Below are 17,491 nucleotides of genomic sequence, written 5' to 3'. Positions count from 1 at the left end.
TTACGGAACGTTCGCGTTAACGGCCTGAGGCCCCCGCCTGCGCGGGGGAGCAAAGCAACTTTCGCAGTCTGGCGCCCCCGCGAAGGCGGGGGCCTCGGTGGTGTTACAGAACACTCGCGTAAAAGGCCTGAGGCCCCCGCCTGCGCGGGGGAGCAGGGTTCAAGCCATAACCCATTTGGTGTGTTTCCCCGGAGAAACATTCCAATTGGGTTTTGTGCTCTACCGTTCCGCTTTAGAACTTTGGTGGGCGCAGGGGTTTTGCCCAGCCGCTGAGGGTCAGCACTTCGAAGCGTTCGGTGACCTTTCCATCCGCCTCGGCGCGGGCGGCGAAGGCTTCGCGCGCCCGAGACAGCGCGGTTTTGCTCAGCGGCGCTCCGGGCCGGGCCAGGCAATTGCCGAGGCCTTGCTGCCGCAAATCCGCCACCAGCCCATCGAGCGAGCGGAAGCGCACGTCCAGATGATGGCTGTCGATCACCGGATCAGCAAAGCCGCACCGCTGAAGCAATTGCCCGCCGGCGCGGACGTCCACTTGCGGGTGGATGCGCGGGGAGGGGCGGTCGGCATCGGCCTCAAGCATGATCGCGCGCAGGGCGGGTAGCGATCCGGCGGCCATGAAGCTCGCGATCATCAGTCCGCCATCGGCCAGCGCGCGGCGCAAGTGGACCAGCGCACCGGGCAGGTCGTTCACCGTGTCGAGCGTGCCGAGGGTGGCGATGAAATCGAAGCCATCGGCGAACGGGTAGGGCGCTTCTTCGTCCAGCAGCGCCTCACCCAAGACCGGATCGCGGGTTTCGACCGAGCAGCCTTTGGCGGTGAGTGCGGTGGCGAGCGTGCCGGTCCAATCCCCGATGATGAGTGCGCTTTTCGGTTCGTGGCGCAGGAACGAGAGGCGGTCGAGCACGTCGTCGGCCATGTCATCGATCATATAGCGTGCGGCGTCTGGCTGCTGTTGCAGACGCGCCATGCGGCGGCGCAGGGCTTCCCGCCGTTTTGGCGCGAAAATAGTGGGGGGTGAAGTGGCCATTTCAGGGCAGTGCCCATCTTCGCGGGGATTGCCAAGGGGGTGCGTTGTGCAAGGATTGTCGCATGAAGCTGGCATCGGCCCTCACGCCTGTGATCGATTTCGTGTTCCCGCCGCGTTGCCCGCTCTGCGGTGATCCGGTGGCGGCGCATGGCGGGCTATGCCTTGGCTGCTGGGACAAGCTGGCGGTGCCATCGGGCACGTGCTGTACGCTGTGTCAGCGGCCGATGGGGGAGCGATACGGTGCAGATGCCGAACTGATCTGCGCGCCGTGCATGGCCGACCCGCCGAAGCATGCCGGGATCGCCGCCGCCACGCTATACAACGAACCGTCGCGCGCGCTGGTGCTTGCATTCAAGCACGGGCGGCGGATCGGGCTTGCGCCGATGATGGCGCGGATGATGCTGACGCGATTGCCGGTGCTCGAAGGGGAGTGGCTGGTGGTGCCGGTGCCGCTGCACCGCTGGCGTTTGATGCGGCGTGGGTTCAACCAGTCGGCGCTGCTGGCCCGGGAGATTGCGCGGGCGACCGGGCAGACGCTGGTGGTCGACGGACTGGTCCGCCATCGGCCCACGCCCTCGCTGGGTGGACTGGGGCGAAAGGCGCGGGCGCGGATCCTGTCGGGCGCAATCGCGGCGCATGCCGGGCGGCAGGCTCGGCTCAAAGGCGCGAACGTTCTGCTGGTGGATGATGTGATGACCAGCGGCGCGACGACCAACGCTTGCATCACCGCGCTGCGCAAGGCCGGAGCGACACAAGTCCGCATCGCCTGTTTCGCGCGTGTGCTGGACGAGGCGCTTGATTCCCTGCGTGAAAGCGTGGGGTTGCCCGCCTGAAACAGGAAACGCCCGGAATCTTTCGATTCCGGGCGTCCTCGTGACGAATTTCTGCGGGCGTTCGCGTAATCCGCGATACCGACGGCCCCCTGACCGTCCCGCCTTGTTCCCTCATCGTCCGGTGACCGCCCTGCGCGGCTCTATGGAGCCTGCTGCAAAGGCGACCAACCGGTCCCTCATCATATGTCCCTGAACATTGGCGCTTCTTGCACTGCCTGCCCGGTTTTGGCGGGTGGCCGTTCAGTTCACGGTTCCCTCAAACCGCAAAGGCTTCATTCCCCATTAAGGCCTGCGGCGAAAGCATATTGTGTGCAGGCGGTAGATTTCGCCACTTTGTGTGGTTATCGTGCAACAAATCCGCCACATAGCGTCGCCCCGGCATATCCGACAGAAAGGCCGCCCCTCTTGTCTGCTTCCGAAGACAGCGCCCGCCGCGAGCAGGGCACCGCGTTCATGCCCAAATTTGATTCGCACGGCCTGATCACTGCCGTGGCGGTTGAACACGCCACCGGCGCTTTGCTGATGCTGGCGCACATGAATGCCGAGGCGTTGGGCAAGACGCTCGAAACTGGCTTTGCGTATTTCTATTCGCGTTCGCGCGGACGGCTCTGGATGAAGGGCGAAAGCTCGGGCCATGTGCTCAAGATCGTCGAAATTCGCGTCGACTGCGATCAGGATGCGCTGGAACTGCGTGTCGAGGCAGCGGGGCCTGCGTGCCACACCTTGGCGCCTTCGTGCTTTTACCGGCGCATTACCGACGAGGGTGCGCTGGAGCGGATCGCGGATTGACGCTTACGTAAAGGTTAGTTAGGTTTGGTGGCATGTCACAACAAGCCGCCACCGCGATTCATGCCCAAGCCCGGCAGCCGGATTCCGGAACGCCCGAGTCCGGCCACACTGGCCACCTTGATCAGCCAGACGCGCTGAAGCGGGACCAGTTCACCATATCCGATCTCTCGAACGAGTTTGGCGTAACGGCCCGCGCGCTGCGTTTCTATGAGGACGAAGGGCTGATCGCGCCTGAACGCATCGGCCTTTCGCGCATCTATTCAAGGCGGGACCGGGCGCGGCTGGCGTGGATCATGCGCGCCAAGAACGTGGGTTTCAGCTTGGCCGAAATCCGCGACATGATCGACCTGTACGACATGGGCGATGGCCGCGCCGAGCAGCGCCGCGTCACGCTCGCCAAATGTCGCGAACGCATTGAAAGCATGCGCCGCCAGCAGGCGGACCTTGCTGCAACGATCGAGGAGCTGACCAGCTTCGTCGATCTCGTCATCGCCAAGGAGCGGTCTGAAGGCCGCAATCCGGACGCTTAAAGGGACAGGACCACATGCCGATTTACAATGCGCCCACCCGCGACACCCGTTTTGTCGTCAATGAACTGATCCGCCTTGAAAGCTATGGCAACCTGCCCGGCTTTGAAAGCGCAACGCAGGACATGACCGACGCCATCATTGAAGAAGCGGGGCGCTTCGTGTCCGAAGTCATCGCGCCGCTCAACCTTTCGGGCGACAAGGAAGGTTGCACGCGCCATCCCGATGGCAGTGTGACCACGCCCACCGGCTTCAAGGACGCCTATCGGCAGTATGTCGAAGGCGGTTGGGGCACCCTTTCTGCGCCCGAAGCGTTTGGTGGGCAGGGTCTTCCGCATGTGATGGGCTTCATCATGGAGAAGTATCTCGCCACCGCCAATCAGGCCTTTGCGATGTACCCCGGCCTTGCCAACGGCGCGATCTCGGCGATCATTGCGAAGGGATCGCCCGAGCAGCAGGCGATGTATTTGCCCAAGATGGTCAGCGGCGAGTGGCTCGGCACGATGAACCTGACCGAGCCGCATTGCGGCACTGACCTTGGCATGATCCGCACGCGCGCAGAGCCGCAGTTGGATGGCTCCTATGCCATCACCGGCACCAAGATCTTCATTTCTGCGGGCGATCAAGACCTGACCGAGAACATCATCCATCTTGTCCTTGCCAAGACTCCGGGCGCGCCGGAATCGAGCAAAGGCATTTCCCTGTTCATCGTGCCCAAGTTCATCGTGAATGACGACGGCTCGCTTGGAGAGCGCAACGGCGTGACCGTCGGCTCGATCGAAGAGAAGATGGGCATTCACGGCAATGCCACTTGCGTGATGAACTACGACGGCGCGAAGGGTTGGCTGGTTGGCGAGGAAAACAAGGGCCTTGCCGCAATGTTCATCATGATGAACGCGGCGCGCCTTGGCGTGGGGATGCAAGGGCTGGCGCAGGCCGAAGTCGCTTATCAGAACGGCCTTGCCTACGCGCTTGATCGCCGCCAGGGACGCGCGCTGACCGGGCCTGCCGATCCTTCGCAAAAGGCCGATCCAATCATCGTCCACCCTGATGTGCGCCGCATGTTGATGGACGCCAAGACCTTCATCGAAGGCATGCGCGCACTGTGCCTGTGGGGGGCGTTGCAGGTGGACCTGTCGCACAAGGCGGCAACAGCCGAAGAACGCCAGATGGCCGATGACCTGATCAGCCTGCTGACCCCAGTGATCAAGGGTTACGGGACTGACATGGGCTACAAGGTCGCCACCGACATGCAGCAGATCTGGGGTGGCCACGGCTATATCGCGGAAAACGGCATGGAGCAGTTCGTGCGCGATGCCCGCATCGCCATGATCTATGAAGGCACCAATGGCGTGCAGGCGATGGACCTTGCCGGGCGCAAGCTTGCCCTCAACGGCGGTCGCGCGGTGCAGGCGCTGTTCGCACTGATCGATGCCGAATGCGCCGAAGAAAGCCCAGACGAGACAGTCAAGCTTGTTGCCGAACGCCTATCGAAGGCGACCGGCGAAATGAAGGCTGCGACGATGTGGTTCATGCAGAATGCGATGGCCAACCCGAACAATCTCGGCGCTGGCGCTTATGCCTACATGACGCTGACCGGGATCGTGTCGCTCGGCCTGATGTGGCTGCGCATGGCCAAGGTTGCTTCTGCTGCCATCGCCAATGGCGCTGACGACAAGGCGTTTTACGAGGCCAAGCTGACTTGCGCCCGCCATTGGGCCACTCGTTCCACCACCGAAGTGGGCGCGCTGCGTCGCGAAGTGGAAGCGGGATGCGAGACGATCATGGCGCTGACGCCAGAGCAGCTTGCGATCGCCTGATTGATGGATGTGGGGAGGCTGTGGAGCCTCCCCGGGTCACGCCAGAATTTCGTCCAGCAGGTCTATCAGCGCACCCCAGCTTTCCCGGTCAGCACTGGCGTCATAGCCGATGGCCGCCATGCCGCGCGCATCGCTGCCGGGTTCTGTGAAGCCGTGCTTCACGCCGCTGTAGGCGTGGAAATGCCAATTGGCCCCGGCGGCGTCCATCTCCTGCCAGAAGCCCAAGACCTGTTCGCGCGGCACCAGCGGGTCGGCATCGCCGTGGCAGACCAGAATGCGCGCTTTGACTGCGCCCGGTTCAGCGGGAGCTTGTGTATCGAGCAGCCCGTGGAAGCTGGCGGCAAGAACAAGGTCGGCCCCGTCACGCGCCAATTCCAGCGCAGCCTGCCCGCCCATGCAATAGCCCACCGCGGCCACTGGCAGTCCCTGCGCTTCCGGCAGTCCGGTCAGCGCCCCAAGCCCGGCGTGCAAACGCTGGCGGTATCCCTGCGCACTGGCGCGCAAAGGGCCTGCCAGTTCACGAGCATGGTCAAAATCGCGCACCTGCACGCCATAGAAATCAGCCACCAGCACCAGATAGCCTGCTTGCGCCAGCATCTGCGCGCGGCGGACCATCGGCGCGTTGCAATTTGCAATGGTCGGCAGGACCAGCACGGCGGCGCGTGGCGTGCCCTCGGGCTTTGCAAGAAATCCTGTGAGGGCGACGCCCCCATCTTCGTAATCGACCTGTTCCATCTCCACAGCGCTTACTCCGGCAGGAAATCTGGCACGGACAGATACCGTTCGCCGGTATCGTAGTTGAAGCCCAACACGCGGCTCCCAGCGGGCAGGGTCTCCAGTTTTTGCGCAATCGCAGCCAGCGTCGCGCCGGAGGAAATGCCCACGAGCATCCCTTCCTTTGCGGCACACTGGCGCGCCATTTCCTTTGCGTCAGCCGGGTCTACCGTGATCGCACCATCGATGGACTGGGTGTGGAGGTTGCCGGGAATGAAGCCTGCGCCGATGCCCTGGATCGGGTGTGGGGCAGGCTGCCCGCCCGAGATCACCGGCGAAAGCGTAGGCTCCACCGCATAGGCCTTCATCGAGGGCCAGTGCTTTTTCAGTTCTTCCGCGCAGCCCGTCAGGTGCCCGCCGGTGCCGACGCCGGTGATCAGCACGTCAATCGGGTCGCTTCCGAAGTCCGCGAGGATTTCCTGCGCGGTTGTGCGCACGTGGACGGCCACGTTGGCGGGGTTGTCAAACTGCTGCGGCATCCACGCGCCGGGGGTCTGTTCAACGAGTTCCTTTGCGCGCTCAATCGCGCCCTTCATGCCTTTTTCACGCGGGGTCAGATCGAACGATGCGCCATAGGCCAGCATCAGCCGCCGCCGTTCAAGCGACATAGATTCAGGCATGACGAGCACAAGCTTGTAGCCCTTTACCGCCGCGACCATCGCAAGCCCGATGCCGGTGTTGCCCGATGTCGGCTCGATGATCGTGCCGCCGGGCAGCAGGCTGCCGTCGGCTTCGGCAGCCTCGATCATGGCGAGGCCGATTCTGTCCTTGATCGAGCCGCCGGGATTGCCGCGCTCGCTCTTCACCCATACCTCGTGATCGGGGAACAGGCGGGACAGGCGAATGTGCGGGGTGTTGCCGATGGTGGCGAGGATCGAATCCGCTCTCATGTCGCTTGCTCCTGCTGGGTAGACGGGAATGTTTAGGACTATCTGTACCGTGCTGCAAAGGTTCGCGCGTTCTTCAGTTCCGGAAACAGGAAAAACCATGCGGCTGTAACCGCAATCGCGCCGACGCCGCCGAACACCGCTGCGCCTACGACACCGAGCAGTGCCGCTGCGACGCCCGATTGCATTTCGCCCAGTTCGTTCGATGCCGATATGGCAAGGCCCGAGATCGACGAGACACGCCCGCGCACTGCATCGGGCGTGTGCAGTTGGACAAGGGTGCTGCGGATAAACACCGAAACCATATCGCCCGCGCCAATGCCCACAAGCATCAGCAGCGACAGGTAGAAGTTGGTCGAAATCCCGAAGCCGATGGTAAACAAGCCAAACACGACAACGCCCAGCAGCATCTTGTTGCCGACATTGTTGGTAATCGGACGCCGTGAAAGCACGAAGGCGACAAGGGCAGCGCCAAGCCCTGGCATGGCACGCATGATCCCAAGGCCATTTGCGCCCACCGGCTGACCATCGATCAACAGGATGTCGCGCGCGAACACCGGCAGCAACGCAGTCGCTCCGCCAAGCAGCACGGCAAACAGATCAAGTGTGACGCAGCCCAGCAGGAAGCGGTCATTCCATACGAAGGAAAGCCCATCGCGGATCTGGCGCACGGGGTGGACATCGCGGTTGCCATCGGGCGGCGGGATGCGACGAATGCTGAAGGTGCAGGCGGCTCCCAGCGCCAGCAGCACCGTTGAGGTCCAGTAAGGCAGTGTCGGGTGTCCGGCAAACAGCAGGCCGGCGATGGCCGGGCCTGCTACCGACCCGATTTGCCACGCCATCGAGTTGATCGCTACCGCTTTGGGCATCAGTGCAGCAGGCACGACGTTCGGCGCAATGGATGACAGCGCGGGACCGATGAAAACGCGCGCGGTGCCGTGCAGCGCAGCAAGCCCAAACAGCAGTGGCAAAGTAAGCGCGCCGCTGCCGGTTGCCACAGCCAGAGTCAGCGCGACGACGAGGTCGATGCACATGGCAAGGGCCGCCACGTTGCGCCTGTCAAACCGGTCCGCAACCACGCCAGCAACCGGCGTGAGCAGAAACAGCGGCAGGAACTGTGCAAGACCGAGCAGGCCCAACTGAAACGCGGCCTGCGCAATAGACATGCCATATTGCCCGCGCGCTATGTCGTATAGCTGGTAGCCCAGAATTACGACCATGCCCGACGTTGCCACGACCGAGAAAAACCGCGCGATCCAGAACTTGCGGTAATCGGGTATGTCGAGCGGGGAGGTCGGTATTGGCGATGCGGGTTGGGTCGTACTCACGACATGCGCCATGCCACCGGGGCCAGCGCTTGCCAAGAAAGCAAAAGTTGCGCGCCCCGCAGTGGGGTCAGCGTCCTTTGACGTTGGGCTGCAACGCCCGGATCATCTTGGTGAAATCGTCCATTCGAACGATCCGTTCGAACTGGAATCCAGCGCGTCCGCCTTCGACCCAAACCACGAATGCCTCAATTCGGCCGACGACGGGCAAACGCACGGTCAGCCTTTCACCACGACCTAGATCTTCGACTTCGGTGGCAAGAAATCCCGTTGTCGAGATGTTTGCCAGATGCAGCATGATGTCGCCGCGCGTTCGATGTTCGCCAATTACCGGCAGGTTTACCGGGTGGCGAGTCGAACGACGCAGGTCGGTGACTGAAAGCTGTGCTCCGCCGCGCATCGTTCCTCCTTCGCGCATGAGTGACCCTTCCGGGACTATGTCGAAGGATATAGGCCCGAATTGGCGAACAATTCGTAAAGCCTCCGGCAAAAGCTTGCCGGAGGCGGCAGGCTCTTGCCGTTAGGGATGCGGAAACCCTGTTTTCCGCGCAATTCAGGCGCGGCGAACTATGCCGTGCTTCTTCTTTCCCGACGAAACACGAATGTCTTTGTCTGCCAAACTGATACGGTGCGATTCGTCGGTCACTGCCACGCCATCGACGCGCGCGCCGCCCCCTGTCACCAGCCGTTTGGCCTCGCCACGGCTGGCCGCGAAACCAAGTCCGACCAGTGCATCGACAATGGAGATATCGTCCGCGCTCACGTCGAAGGTAGGCAGGTCTTGACCCAGCCCGCCGCCCGCAAACGTCGCCGCTGCGGTTGCTTCCGCCGCCTTGGCCGCGTCGTCACCGCGCACCAGCCGGGTGACTTCATTGGCCAGCACAATCTTGGCCGAGTTGATCTCGCTGCCTTCCAGCGCTTCCAGCCGTGCGATTTCGTCCAGCGGCAGATCGGTGAACAGGCGCAGGAACTTGCCCACGTCGCGGTCATCGGCGTTGCGCCAGTATTGCCAGACATCCCAGGCGGGCAGGGCGTCTTCATTAAGCCAGACCGCGCCGTTCATGGTCTTGCCCATCTTCGCGCCATCGGCAGTGGTGAGCAGCGGGGTGGTCACGCCGAACACTTCCTTGCCATCCATGCGGCGGGTCAGTTCGATGCCGTTTACGATATTGCCCCACTGGTCGGATCCACCCATCTGCAGGCGGCAATCATAGCGCTGCGAAAGTTCGCGGAAATCGTAGGCCTGAAGGATCATGTAGTTGAATTCGAGGAATGACAGCGACTGTTCGCGGTCAAGCCGCTGCTTGACCGAATCGAAGCTGAGCATGCGATTGACCGAGAAGTGCTGGCCGATCTCCCGCAGGAACGGAATGTATTCGAGCTTGTCGAGCCATTCGGAATTGTCGACCATGATCGCGTCGGTCGGGCCATCGCCGAAGGTCAGGAAGCGTTCGAACACGGTCTTGATCGAAGCCACGTTCTGCGCGATCAGATCGTTGGTCAGCAGCTTGCGCGCCTCGTCCTTGAAGCTGGGATCGCCAATCTTGCCGGTGCCGCCGCCCATGACGACGATCGGCTTGTGCCCCGCCTGCTGCAGGCGGCGCAGCAGCATGATCTGCACCATCGAACCCACGTGCAGCGATGGCGCGGTGGGATCGAAGCCGATATAGCCGGGCACGACCTGCTTTGCCGCCAACGCATCGAGCGCGCTCGCGTCGGTCATCTGGTGGATGTAGCCTCGCTCGGAAAGCAGGCGCAGCAGGGAAGAAGTATATTCGGTCATCTCGGCCACTCACTATCGGGATGGCGCGCCTAGCACGGAGTTGCGCAATTGGGAACGTTTGAGCTTTTGCCCCATCCGGCCAATCCACCCAAGGCCGTGAGCAAGATCGAAGCGCGGATCATAGGGCTGGACGAGCATTGGATGACGCTGCGCTGGCGCGTGGAAGGCGCGCAAGTACTGGTGCTGCCGCCGTTTGCGGGCAAGCGCCGGGCCGATGGTCTGTGGCAGACGACGTGTTTCGAGATGTTTGTGAAGCCTGAGGGTGGCGAGGGTTATGCAGAGTTCAACTTCTCACCCTCGCAAAGCTGGGCTGCGTATGATTTCTCTGGCTACCGCGATGGCATGGCAGAGCGGACTGCGCCGCGTGCGCCGGTCTGCACGCCGCGCCGGGGGCAATCGGTACTGATCTTTGACGTGGCGCTGCCCGCCCCTGGGTTACCCGCGCTGCCGTTTGCCTACGGATTGACCGCTGTGATCGAGGAGGAGGGCGGCGTGAAGTCCTATTGGGCGATGGCGCACCGTGCGGATCGGCCCGACTTCCATGATGCATCTTGCTTCTCCGCCCGGCTTGCGGCACCGAGCGCGACATGAAATTCGGTATCGACCGGCTGCTTGCCGACCCCGCCCTGCGAAAGCCACTCGAAGGCAAGCGCGTCGCGCTCGTTGCGCATCCCGCTTCGGTGACGGGGGGCCTGGTGCATTCGCTCGACGCGCTTATGGCGTCCGGCTTGCGAGTGACCTCGGCTTTCGGCCCGCAGCATGGGCTGAAGGGCGACAAGCAGGACAACATGGTCGAGACGGCGGACGAGCTTGATCCCGTCTATGGCATCCCGGTGTTCAGCCTCTATGGCGAGGTGCGCCGTCCGAGCGGGCAGATGATGAGCACGGCCGATGTGTTCCTGTTTGATCTGCAGGATCTGGGCTGCCGCATCTATACCTTCGTCACCACGCTGCTCTATCTGCTTGAGGCGGCGAATGGCACCGGCAAGGCGGTGTGGGTTCTGGACCGGCCCAATCCGGCGGGCCGTCCGGTAGAAGGCACCACGCTGCTGCCGGGGTGGGAAAGCTTTGTGGGCGCTGGGCCGATGCCGATGCGGCACGGGATGACGCTGGGTGAGATGGGCGCGTGGTTTGTGGAGCATTTCAAGCTCGACGTGGACTATCGCGTGATCACGATGGAGGGCTGGACGCCGGAACAGGGACCGGGTTTCGGCTGGCCGGAGAGCCGCGTCTGGATCAACCCTTCGCCCAACGCGGCCAGCCTCAACATGGCGCGGGCCTATGCGGGCACAGTGATGATCGAGGGCGCGACGGTTTCAGAAGGGCGCGGCACCACGCGGCCTCTGGAAGTGCTGTTCGGCGCGCCGGACGTGGACGCAAAGGCGGTGCTGGCAGAGATGCGTGCCTTCGCGCCGCAGTGGATGGAAGGCTGCGCGATCCGCGAATGCTGGTTCGAGCCGACATTCCACAAACACGCCAAGACTTTGTGCAGCGGATTGATGATCCACGCTGAGGGTGCGTTTTATAATCACCATGCATTCCGTCCGTGGCGGTTGCAGGCCCTTGCGTTCAAGGCGATCCGGCGTTTGTACCCCGATTATCCGTTGTGGCGGGATTTTCCGTATGAATATGTGTTCGACAAGCTGGCGATCGATGTGATCAACGGCGGGCCAGCATTGCGCGAGTGGGTAGATGATCGCGCCTCCCGGCCTGGCGATCTGGAAGTGGTTGCAGCGTTGGACGAATCGGCTTGGGCGGAAGAGCGGCGGCAGTTCCTGCTCTACTGAATTCGTTTAGGTTGAGGGCAGTTTTTTGCGCCATTCCATAGTGTTTGACGGTTCAACGAGTGGGTCGGACGCTACGCTTCGGGGTGTGGGTAGGACAGCGCTTTGTCTGCTTTTCGCTGTTCAGTAAGGATCTGCCAACTGGCGATGAACAGCGCCCCGGCAAGGGGGCCGACGACGATGCCGCTAAGGCCCATCAGTTCGATCCCGCCAAGCGTGGTGACCAGCACCAGCCAATCGGGAATTCCGGCATCGCGGCCGACCAGCATCGGGCGCAGGATATTGTCCGACAGGCCGATGACAAAGACCCCTGACGCGATCACCACTGCGCCTTGCCATATCGCACCGGTAGCGAAGAGATAGACGGCGACTGGTCCCCAGATGATGGCGGGACCGATTGCCGGCAAAAGCGCGGCAATCGCCATCAACATACCCCACAGGAGCGCTGCGGGAAGGCCGACGATGGAAAAGGTGATGGCACCCAGCGCACCTTGCGCCAGGGCAACAAGGCCTGAACCCTTAAGGGTGGCGCGGACCACGGTTGCAAACACCGTAGCGAGTCTTTGGGCCACCGATGGTTCCAGAGGCAGAGCAGCGACGATTTTGGCTCCGAGTTCCTCGCCATCCCGAACAAGGAAAAACGTGACGTAGAGCGCTACGCCGAATGCGAGCAGAAAGGCCGCAGCATTCGCGCCGATTGCCAGCGCACGCTGTGTCAACATACTCGCACTGTTGCCGAGCGCTTCCGAAATCCGGATTTGTGCCCTTTCGAAAGTGCCAAATCCCGCCTTGCCCAGCAGGCTCTGCAGCCGTTCTGGCAGGGCATCGTGAACCTGCTGGAAGTACAACGCAAAATTGATCTCGCCGCTGCGCATCTGCAGATAGACGCCGCTGGCCTGATCGACCACCAGACTGCCGATCACCATAGCCGGGATGATGACCGCAACGGTAATGGTCAACAGCGTCATCGCGGCAGCAAGATTGCGCCGACCGGGCCAGCGTTCGTGCAAGCGGTGGAACAATGGCTGGAACAGAATTGCCGCCAACGCCGCCCACAAAAGCGCGCTGGCGAATTCCGATACCACCATGGCCAAGCCGATGGTGACAAGAGCGAGGAGCAGGATCAAGCCACCGTTCTCTACCCGCTGTCTGTCGATCATTATTCCCCCATAGGCGCAAAGCCGGATGCCCGGCGTCCTTCGCACCTTTTAGAGGCGCAGTAAGTGGCGTAAATCCGCGAGGTGTCATTTTGATCCGGTTTTACGCCGAAATTCCGTCTCAGTGCTTTTTGCGGGTCAGTTCTCGCATCGCGCCATCAAGGCCTTCAAGGGTGAGCGGATACATTGAGCCGCCGATCAGATCCTTGAGCATCTTGGTGGATTGTGAATAGCTCCATTGTTTTTCCGGCACAGGATTGAGCCAGACGGTGGCGGGGTAAGTCTGCGCCACGCGGTGCATCCACACCGCACCTGCTTCTTCGTTGAAATGTTCAACGCTGCCGCCCGGGTGGCTGATTTCATAAGGACTCATCGCCGCATCGCCGACGAAGATCACTTTGTAATCATGGCCGAATTTGTGCAGGATGTCCCACGTCTTGGTGCGATCAGACCAGCGGCGTTTGTTGTCCTTCCACACGCCTTCATACAGGCAGTTGTGGAAGTAGTAGAACTCCATGTTCTTGAATTCGGCGGTGGCTGCGCTGAACAGTTCCTCAACCAGCCTGATGAACGGGTCCATCGATCCGCCGACATCGAGGAACAGCAGGAGTTTGACGGCGTTGCGCTTTTCCGGGCGCATCTTGATGTCGAGCCAGCCTTGCCGTGCGGTGCCTTCAATCGTGCCATCGAGATCGAGTTCGTCGGCCGCACCCTCACGTGCAAAGCGGCGCAACCGGCGCAGCGCGATCTTGATGTTGCGCGTGCCCAATTCCTTGGTGTTGTCGAGATTGGCGAATTCGCGTTTTTCCCAGACCTTGATAGCGCGGCCATGCTTGCTTTCACCGCCGATGCGCACGCCTTCGGGATTGTAGCCGGAATTGCCGAACGGGCTGGTGCCGCCCGTGCCGATCCACTTGTTGCCGCCCTGATGGCGTTTTTCCTGCTCTTCCAGACGCTTCTTGAGCGTCTCCATGATCTCGTCCCAGTTGCCGAGGGCCTTGATCTTTTCCATCTCTTCATCGGACAGGAATTTTTCGGCGACGGCTTTGAGCCAGTCTTCCGGGATGTCGACCGGGCGCTGGCCATAATCGGTCAGCAGGCCCTTGAAGACCTTGTTGAACACCTGGTCGAAGCGGTCGAGCAGGCCTTCGTCTTTCACAAACGTGGCGCGGCTGAGGTAGTAGAAGGCCTCAGGCGTCTGTTCGATCACGTCTTTTTCCAGCGCTTCAAGCAGCACAAGATGCTCTTTGAAGCTGGCGGGAATCCCGGCGGCGCGCAGTTCATCGATGAAATTGAAAAACACGTGAGGCCGCTCCTTTGACTTAACCGTGTGATTAAGCGCTGAAAGCGGAGACGGCAAGACCTGCCGGAAGGCCGTAGATGCGCCCTTTGTGGGTGAATCGGACAAAGAATCGGTTGAGTGCAGGCCGCTGCGGGCTAACGTTGCCAAACGTGGTTAAGGGGCTGTTTACCATGAAGCGGTTTGCCGGCGCGATTGGCGCATCTGTAGTTCTGCTTCTGGGGGCGATCGCGGTGGTGCCGGGTTGGCTTCCGTTCGGGAATAGCGAGCAGGCGCAGGCGCAAGTGGCTGGTCCGGCGAGCGCCATAACACAGCCCTCAGTGCCGGTGCAGCCTGCGCCTGCAGCGCCGAAGCTGCCGCCGCAGGTTTCCGACGTGCTGCAGTCTGGCGTCCTGATCGTGATTAGCAAGCCGACGCAGCGGATGTTCGTGTTCAAGGATGGGGTGCCGTGGGCTTCATCACCGGTTTCCACTGGCAAGCGCGGGCACAGCACGCCAGCAGGGGTGTTCCCGATCCTGCAGAAGCGGGTCCACCACCGTTCCAACATCTACAGCAACGCGCCTATGCCATATATGCAACGACTGACATGGCGCGGTATTGCGATCCATGCCGGGCGCTTGCCGGGCTATCCCGCCTCGCACGGGTGCATCCGGTTGCCATATAGCTTTGCTAAGTCCCTGTTTTCGCTGACGAAGGCTGACGCGACGACGGTGGTGGTGACCAACGAAGCGGTGCGGTCTGATGAGAGCGCAATCACGCTGGCGCTGAATACACAGACGCCGCGCCCGGTTGCGCCTGGCTTGCCTCCAACTCCGGCTTTGGCGGGGATTCCGGTTGCGCCAGTGCTGGCCAATCCGGTGCCGCCACAAGTGGCAGCGCCGCGCATTTCCGGGCCGGGGCAGACGATCCAGCTTGCCGCCGCGACCAGTCCCGGTGAGGCCGAGGCCCACTGGGCGGGGCTGGTAGCGCAGCATCCCGAGCTTGCCGGATTCCGCAAATCGGTGGTGCCAGCCGTGGTTGGTGCGCGCCAGTTCTATCGCTTGCGCGCGAGCGCGCCGGGCGCACATGCTTATTGCACGACGCTCAAGCGCGCCGGACAGGACTGTTTCAGGGTCAGCTAGTTCAATCCGTCGGCGGTGGTGCTGGCGGTTGTTGCGGCCATGATTCGAGCGTGGGATCGATATGCGCCCATGCAGGTGCATCGTCAGTCCAGATAATCGCCTGCGGGGCGAGGCCGTGGTCGGCATTCAGCACGCCGAAGCGCACGGTCTTGAGATGCATGCGGGCCGAGCTTTGGCCGAACACCTGGCTACCGCAGGCCGGACAGAAATTGAACGTCAGCGTGTTGCCGCTGGCTGCTTTCCAGGTGTTGTGCGCCAACGGGCCAGTGATCACCACGTCCTCTGCTTTGAAGATCGCGTTGTTGGTGGGACTTCCTGCCGTAATCTGCTGGCATTGGCGGCACCAGCACTGGCGCGTGGCGATCGGTTCACCCGCGATGGAGAGCGCGACGGAGCCACAGGCGCATTGTCCGGTATAGGGCATTTCTGCTGCGTCCTTTCGTGGTGTGTGCGATTGAGTATTGTTAGTGTTACTTACAATTGGCATGGTGTGACCATACGGAGAGGATAACACCAACATGCTCAAACTCTACACCTTTGGTCCCGCCGCCAATTCGATGAAGCCGCTGTTGACGGTGTTCGAAAAGGGGCTGGATGTTGAGAAAAACCGGCTCGATCCGTCGAAGTTTGAACATCATACCGCCTGGTTCAAGGCGATCAATCCGCGTGGACAGGTTCCGGCGCTTGTCGATGACGGAAAGGTCATCACCGAATCGACGGTGATCTGCGAATACCTTGAGGACGAGTATCCGACCGATGTTTCGCTGCGCCCGGCAGACAGCTTTGGCCGCGCGCAGATGCGCGTTTGGACCAAGTGGGTGGACGAGTATTTCTGCTGGTGCGTCTCAACCATCGGCTGGCACCGCTACATTGGCAACATGGTGAAGGGCTACAGCGACGCCGAGTTCGAGGAAAAGGTGAAAGCCATTCCGGTGGTCGAGCAACAGGTAAAGTGGCGCCGCGCGCGTGAGGGTTTTCCGCAGGACATGCTCGACGAGGAAATGCGCAAGATCGCCTATTCCGTGCGCAAGCTGGACGACCATCTGGCTGACCATGAGTGGCTGGTGCCGGGGCAATACACCTTGGCCGACATCTGCAACTTCGCCATCGCCAATGGCATGCAGTTCGGCTTTGCGGAACTGGTGAACAAGGAAGCCACGCCGCATCTGATGCGCTGGATCGAGCAGATCAACGCGCGGCCTGCGGTGAAGGCGATGTTCGAGCAGGTGGAACTGGAGCAACTCGGGCGGCGGAGCTGACCTTCACCATTCCCGCTCACTCTGAGCCTGTCGAAGGGTGCTGGCGCCACTGCAGGGCCAGATGCTTCGACAAGCTCAGCATGAGCGGGTTGGGGGATTGTGATGCGAACGGTTAGGTTCAGTTACCCGGTCTACGCGCCATGAAGGCGAGCTTTTCGAACAGCATGATGTCCTGTTCGTTCTTGAGCAGCGCGCCGTGGAGCGGGGGGATAGCCTTGGTGGGATCGCGGTTCTGGAGGACATCCAGAGGCATGTCTTCGTTCAGCAGCAGTTTCAGCCAATCGAGCAGTTCCGATGTGCTGGGCTTTTTCTTGAGGCCGGGAACTTCGCGGATTTCGTAGAACACTTCCATCGCCTTGCTCACCAGTGTCTTCTGGATGCCGGGGAAGTGGACGTCGATGATGGCCTGCATCGTCTGACGGTCGGGGAACTTGATGTAGTGGAAGAAGCAGCGGCGCAGGAACGCGTCGGGCAACTCTTTCTCGTTGTTCGAGGTGATGACGACGATGGGGCGTTCTACTGCAGTTATGCGCTGCTGCGTTTCGTAGACGTCGAAGCTCATGCGATCGAGTTCCTGCAACAAGTCGTTGGGGAATTCGATGTCGGCCTTGTCGATCTCGTCGATCAGCAGGACGGGCAGCTGAGGGGCGGTAAAGGCTTCCCAGAGCTTGCCCTTCTTGCTGTAGTTGCTGATGTCGTGAACGCGTTCATCGCCCAGCTGGCCATCGCGCAGGCGGGCGACGGCGTCGTATTCGTAGAGGCCCTGCTGCGCTTTGGTGGTGGATTTCACGTTCCATTCGATCAGCGGTGCGCCAACAGCCTTGGCGATTTCGTGTGCCAGCACGGTCTTGCCGGTGCCGGGTTCACCCTTTACCAGCAGTGGGCGGCGGAGCAGGACGGCGGCGTTGACCGCAACCTTCAGATCATCGGTAGCGACGTAATTGCTGGTGCCTTCAAAGCGCATCGGCGGTTCCTGTATCTTAATCGTTTGGTTAAGCGATAGGGCGCTGGTTTGCGCGTTGCAATAGGGTAGTTTGGTGACAGGTGCGTCAGTTATAGGATGCTTTGTTGACGCATGCGTCATTTATGGCTGTCGTTGCTGACTGAT

General features: G+C 61.6%; 18 protein-coding genes. 8 read left to right on the top strand and 10 right to left on the bottom strand.

Going from position 1 to position 17,491, the window contains the following annotated elements; genetic code table 11:
* Positions 1-232: 232 nt before the first annotated feature.
* Entirely contained in the window at positions 233-1,024 is a 792-nt protein-coding gene (locus Q8R81_RS14850) for a methyltransferase domain-containing protein (protein ID WP_305619142.1), read from the bottom strand.
* Positions 1,025-1,086: 62 nt separating this feature from the next.
* Here Q8R81_RS14850 and Q8R81_RS14845 point away from each other — a divergent pair, with 62 nt between their 5' ends.
* The 4 genes from Q8R81_RS14845 to Q8R81_RS14830 all read left to right on the top strand — a co-directional run bounded on the left by Q8R81_RS14845 (position 1,087) and on the right by Q8R81_RS14830 (position 4,993).
* Positions 1,087-1,857, top strand: coding sequence for a ComF family protein (locus Q8R81_RS14845; protein WP_305619140.1), 771 nt, complete (start codon positions 1,087-1,089; stop codon positions 1,855-1,857).
* Positions 1,858-2,262: 405 nt separating this feature from the next.
* A complete protein-coding gene (gene hisI, locus Q8R81_RS14840; RefSeq protein ID WP_305619138.1) occupies positions 2,263-2,646 on the top strand; it encodes a phosphoribosyl-AMP cyclohydrolase in 384 nt (127 codons plus the stop codon).
* A 32-nt stretch (positions 2,647-2,678) separates the two neighbouring features.
* Positions 2,679-3,176, top strand: coding sequence for a MerR family DNA-binding transcriptional regulator (locus Q8R81_RS14835; RefSeq protein ID WP_305619136.1), 498 nt, complete (start codon positions 2,679-2,681; stop codon positions 3,174-3,176).
* Between the two features lie 14 nt (positions 3,177-3,190).
* Entirely contained in the window at positions 3,191-4,993 is a 1,803-nt protein-coding gene (locus tag Q8R81_RS14830; RefSeq protein ID WP_305619134.1) for an acyl-CoA dehydrogenase C-terminal domain-containing protein, read from the top strand.
* A 36-nt stretch (positions 4,994-5,029) separates the two neighbouring features.
* On the opposite strand, the gene Q8R81_RS14825 is transcribed toward Q8R81_RS14830, so the two are convergent.
* From Q8R81_RS14825 to tyrS, 5 genes are all read right to left on the bottom strand, one after another.
* On the bottom strand, positions 5,030-5,728 hold the full coding sequence (locus Q8R81_RS14825) for a dienelactone hydrolase family protein (protein WP_305619132.1): 699 nt from the start codon (positions 5,726-5,728) through the stop codon (positions 5,030-5,032).
* Between the two features lie 11 nt (positions 5,729-5,739).
* The gene (gene cysK / locus Q8R81_RS14820; protein ID WP_305619130.1) at positions 5,740-6,657 is read right to left on the bottom strand and encodes a cysteine synthase A; all 918 of its coding nucleotides are present in this window, start codon (positions 6,655-6,657) and stop codon (positions 5,740-5,742) included.
* A gap of 38 nt (positions 6,658-6,695) precedes the next feature.
* Entirely contained in the window at positions 6,696-7,994 is a 1,299-nt protein-coding gene (locus tag Q8R81_RS14815; RefSeq protein ID WP_305619420.1) for an MFS transporter, read from the bottom strand.
* Between the two features lie 55 nt (positions 7,995-8,049).
* On the bottom strand, positions 8,050-8,379 hold the full coding sequence (locus tag Q8R81_RS14810) for a PilZ domain-containing protein (protein WP_305619128.1): 330 nt from the start codon (positions 8,377-8,379) through the stop codon (positions 8,050-8,052).
* Between the two features lie 153 nt (positions 8,380-8,532).
* Positions 8,533-9,762: a tyrosine--tRNA ligase gene (tyrS, locus tag Q8R81_RS14805; RefSeq protein WP_305619126.1), complete on the bottom strand. Its 1,230-nt coding sequence runs from the start codon at positions 9,760-9,762 to the stop codon at positions 8,533-8,535.
* A gap of 96 nt (positions 9,763-9,858) precedes the next feature.
* Between tyrS and Q8R81_RS14800 the strand changes: the two genes are divergently transcribed.
* Together Q8R81_RS14800 and Q8R81_RS14795 are read left to right on the top strand one after the other, a co-directional pair.
* A complete protein-coding gene (locus tag Q8R81_RS14800; RefSeq protein ID WP_371135378.1) occupies positions 9,859-10,353 on the top strand; it encodes a DOMON-like domain-containing protein in 495 nt (164 codons plus the stop codon).
* Positions 10,350-11,549 (top strand): DUF1343 domain-containing protein, encoded by a 1,200-nt coding sequence (locus Q8R81_RS14795; RefSeq protein ID WP_305619122.1) that lies wholly within the window; start codon positions 10,350-10,352, stop codon positions 11,547-11,549. The genes Q8R81_RS14800 and Q8R81_RS14795 overlap by 4 nt, the downstream gene beginning before the upstream one ends.
* Before the next feature lie 71 nt (positions 11,550-11,620).
* Here the strand turns inward: Q8R81_RS14795 and Q8R81_RS14790 are convergent, their stop codons facing one another.
* Positions 11,621-12,706 carry an AI-2E family transporter gene (locus Q8R81_RS14790; RefSeq protein WP_305619120.1) on the bottom strand — a complete coding sequence of 362 codons (1,086 nt, stop codon included), beginning with the start codon at positions 12,704-12,706 and terminating at the stop codon, positions 11,621-11,623.
* A gap of 118 nt (positions 12,707-12,824) precedes the next feature.
* The gene (locus tag Q8R81_RS14785; RefSeq protein WP_305619118.1) at positions 12,825-14,006 is read right to left on the bottom strand and encodes a VWA domain-containing protein; all 1,182 of its coding nucleotides are present in this window, start codon (positions 14,004-14,006) and stop codon (positions 12,825-12,827) included.
* 170 nt (positions 14,007-14,176) lie between these two features.
* Between Q8R81_RS14785 and Q8R81_RS14780 the strand changes: the two genes are divergently transcribed.
* Positions 14,177-15,124 (top strand): L,D-transpeptidase family protein, encoded by a 948-nt coding sequence (locus Q8R81_RS14780; protein WP_305619117.1) that lies wholly within the window; start codon positions 14,177-14,179, stop codon positions 15,122-15,124.
* Between the two features lies 1 nt (position 15,125).
* Here the strand turns inward: Q8R81_RS14780 and Q8R81_RS14775 are convergent, their stop codons facing one another.
* Positions 15,126-15,548 (bottom strand): GFA family protein, encoded by a 423-nt coding sequence (locus Q8R81_RS14775; protein WP_305619116.1) that lies wholly within the window; start codon positions 15,546-15,548, stop codon positions 15,126-15,128.
* A 94-nt stretch (positions 15,549-15,642) separates the two neighbouring features.
* Here Q8R81_RS14775 and Q8R81_RS14770 point away from each other — a divergent pair, with 94 nt between their 5' ends.
* Entirely contained in the window at positions 15,643-16,383 is a 741-nt protein-coding gene (locus Q8R81_RS14770; RefSeq protein ID WP_305619114.1) for a glutathione S-transferase family protein, read from the top strand.
* 118 nt (positions 16,384-16,501) lie between these two features.
* Here Q8R81_RS14770 and Q8R81_RS14765 read toward each other — a convergent pair whose 3' ends face one another.
* Positions 16,502-17,347, bottom strand: coding sequence for a MoxR family ATPase (locus tag Q8R81_RS14765; protein ID WP_305619112.1), 846 nt, complete (start codon positions 17,345-17,347; stop codon positions 16,502-16,504).
* Positions 17,348-17,491: the final 144 nt, after the last annotated feature.

Origin of the sequence: Novosphingobium sp. (genome assembly GCF_030696665.1) — a bacterium.
Lineage (GTDB): Bacteria > Pseudomonadota > Alphaproteobacteria > Sphingomonadales > Sphingomonadaceae > Novosphingobium.
This window is presented reverse-complemented; position numbering and strand designations above follow the sequence as displayed.

Bases quoted from the DNA above. Each gene is read 5' to 3' on its own strand.
- Q8R81_RS14835 (WP_305619136.1), top strand. From the start codon at position 2,679: ATGTCACAACAAGCCGCCACCGCGATTCATGCCCAAGCCCGGCAGCCG.
- Q8R81_RS14825 (WP_305619132.1), bottom strand. From the start codon at position 5,728: ATGGAACAGGTCGATTACGAAGATGGGGGCGTCGCCCTCACAGGATTT.
- Q8R81_RS14795 (WP_305619122.1), top strand. From the start codon at position 10,350: ATGAAATTCGGTATCGACCGGCTGCTTGCCGACCCCGCCCTGCGAAAG.
- tyrS (WP_305619126.1), bottom strand. From the start codon at position 9,762: ATGACCGAATATACTTCTTCCCTGCTGCGCCTGCTTTCCGAGCGAGGC.
- Q8R81_RS14815 (WP_305619420.1), bottom strand. From the start codon at position 7,994: ATGGCGCATGTCGTGAGTACGACCCAACCCGCATCGCCAATACCGACC.
- Q8R81_RS14765 (WP_305619112.1), bottom strand. From the start codon at position 17,347: ATGCGCTTTGAAGGCACCAGCAATTACGTCGCTACCGATGATCTGAAG.
- Q8R81_RS14830 (WP_305619134.1), top strand. From the start codon at position 3,191: ATGCCGATTTACAATGCGCCCACCCGCGACACCCGTTTTGTCGTCAAT.
- Q8R81_RS14780 (WP_305619117.1), top strand. From the start codon at position 14,177: ATGAAGCGGTTTGCCGGCGCGATTGGCGCATCTGTAGTTCTGCTTCTG.
- Q8R81_RS14790 (WP_305619120.1), bottom strand. From the start codon at position 12,706: ATGATCGACAGACAGCGGGTAGAGAACGGTGGCTTGATCCTGCTCCTC.
- Q8R81_RS14845 (WP_305619140.1), top strand. From the start codon at position 1,087: ATGAAGCTGGCATCGGCCCTCACGCCTGTGATCGATTTCGTGTTCCCG.
- Q8R81_RS14770 (WP_305619114.1), top strand. From the start codon at position 15,643: ATGCTCAAACTCTACACCTTTGGTCCCGCCGCCAATTCGATGAAGCCG.
- cysK (WP_305619130.1), bottom strand. From the start codon at position 6,657: ATGAGAGCGGATTCGATCCTCGCCACCATCGGCAACACCCCGCACATT.
- Q8R81_RS14775 (WP_305619116.1), bottom strand. From the start codon at position 15,548: ATGCCCTATACCGGACAATGCGCCTGTGGCTCCGTCGCGCTCTCCATC.
- Q8R81_RS14850 (WP_305619142.1), bottom strand. From the start codon at position 1,024: ATGGCCACTTCACCCCCCACTATTTTCGCGCCAAAACGGCGGGAAGCC.
- Q8R81_RS14810 (WP_305619128.1), bottom strand. From the start codon at position 8,379: ATGCGCGGCGGAGCACAGCTTTCAGTCACCGACCTGCGTCGTTCGACT.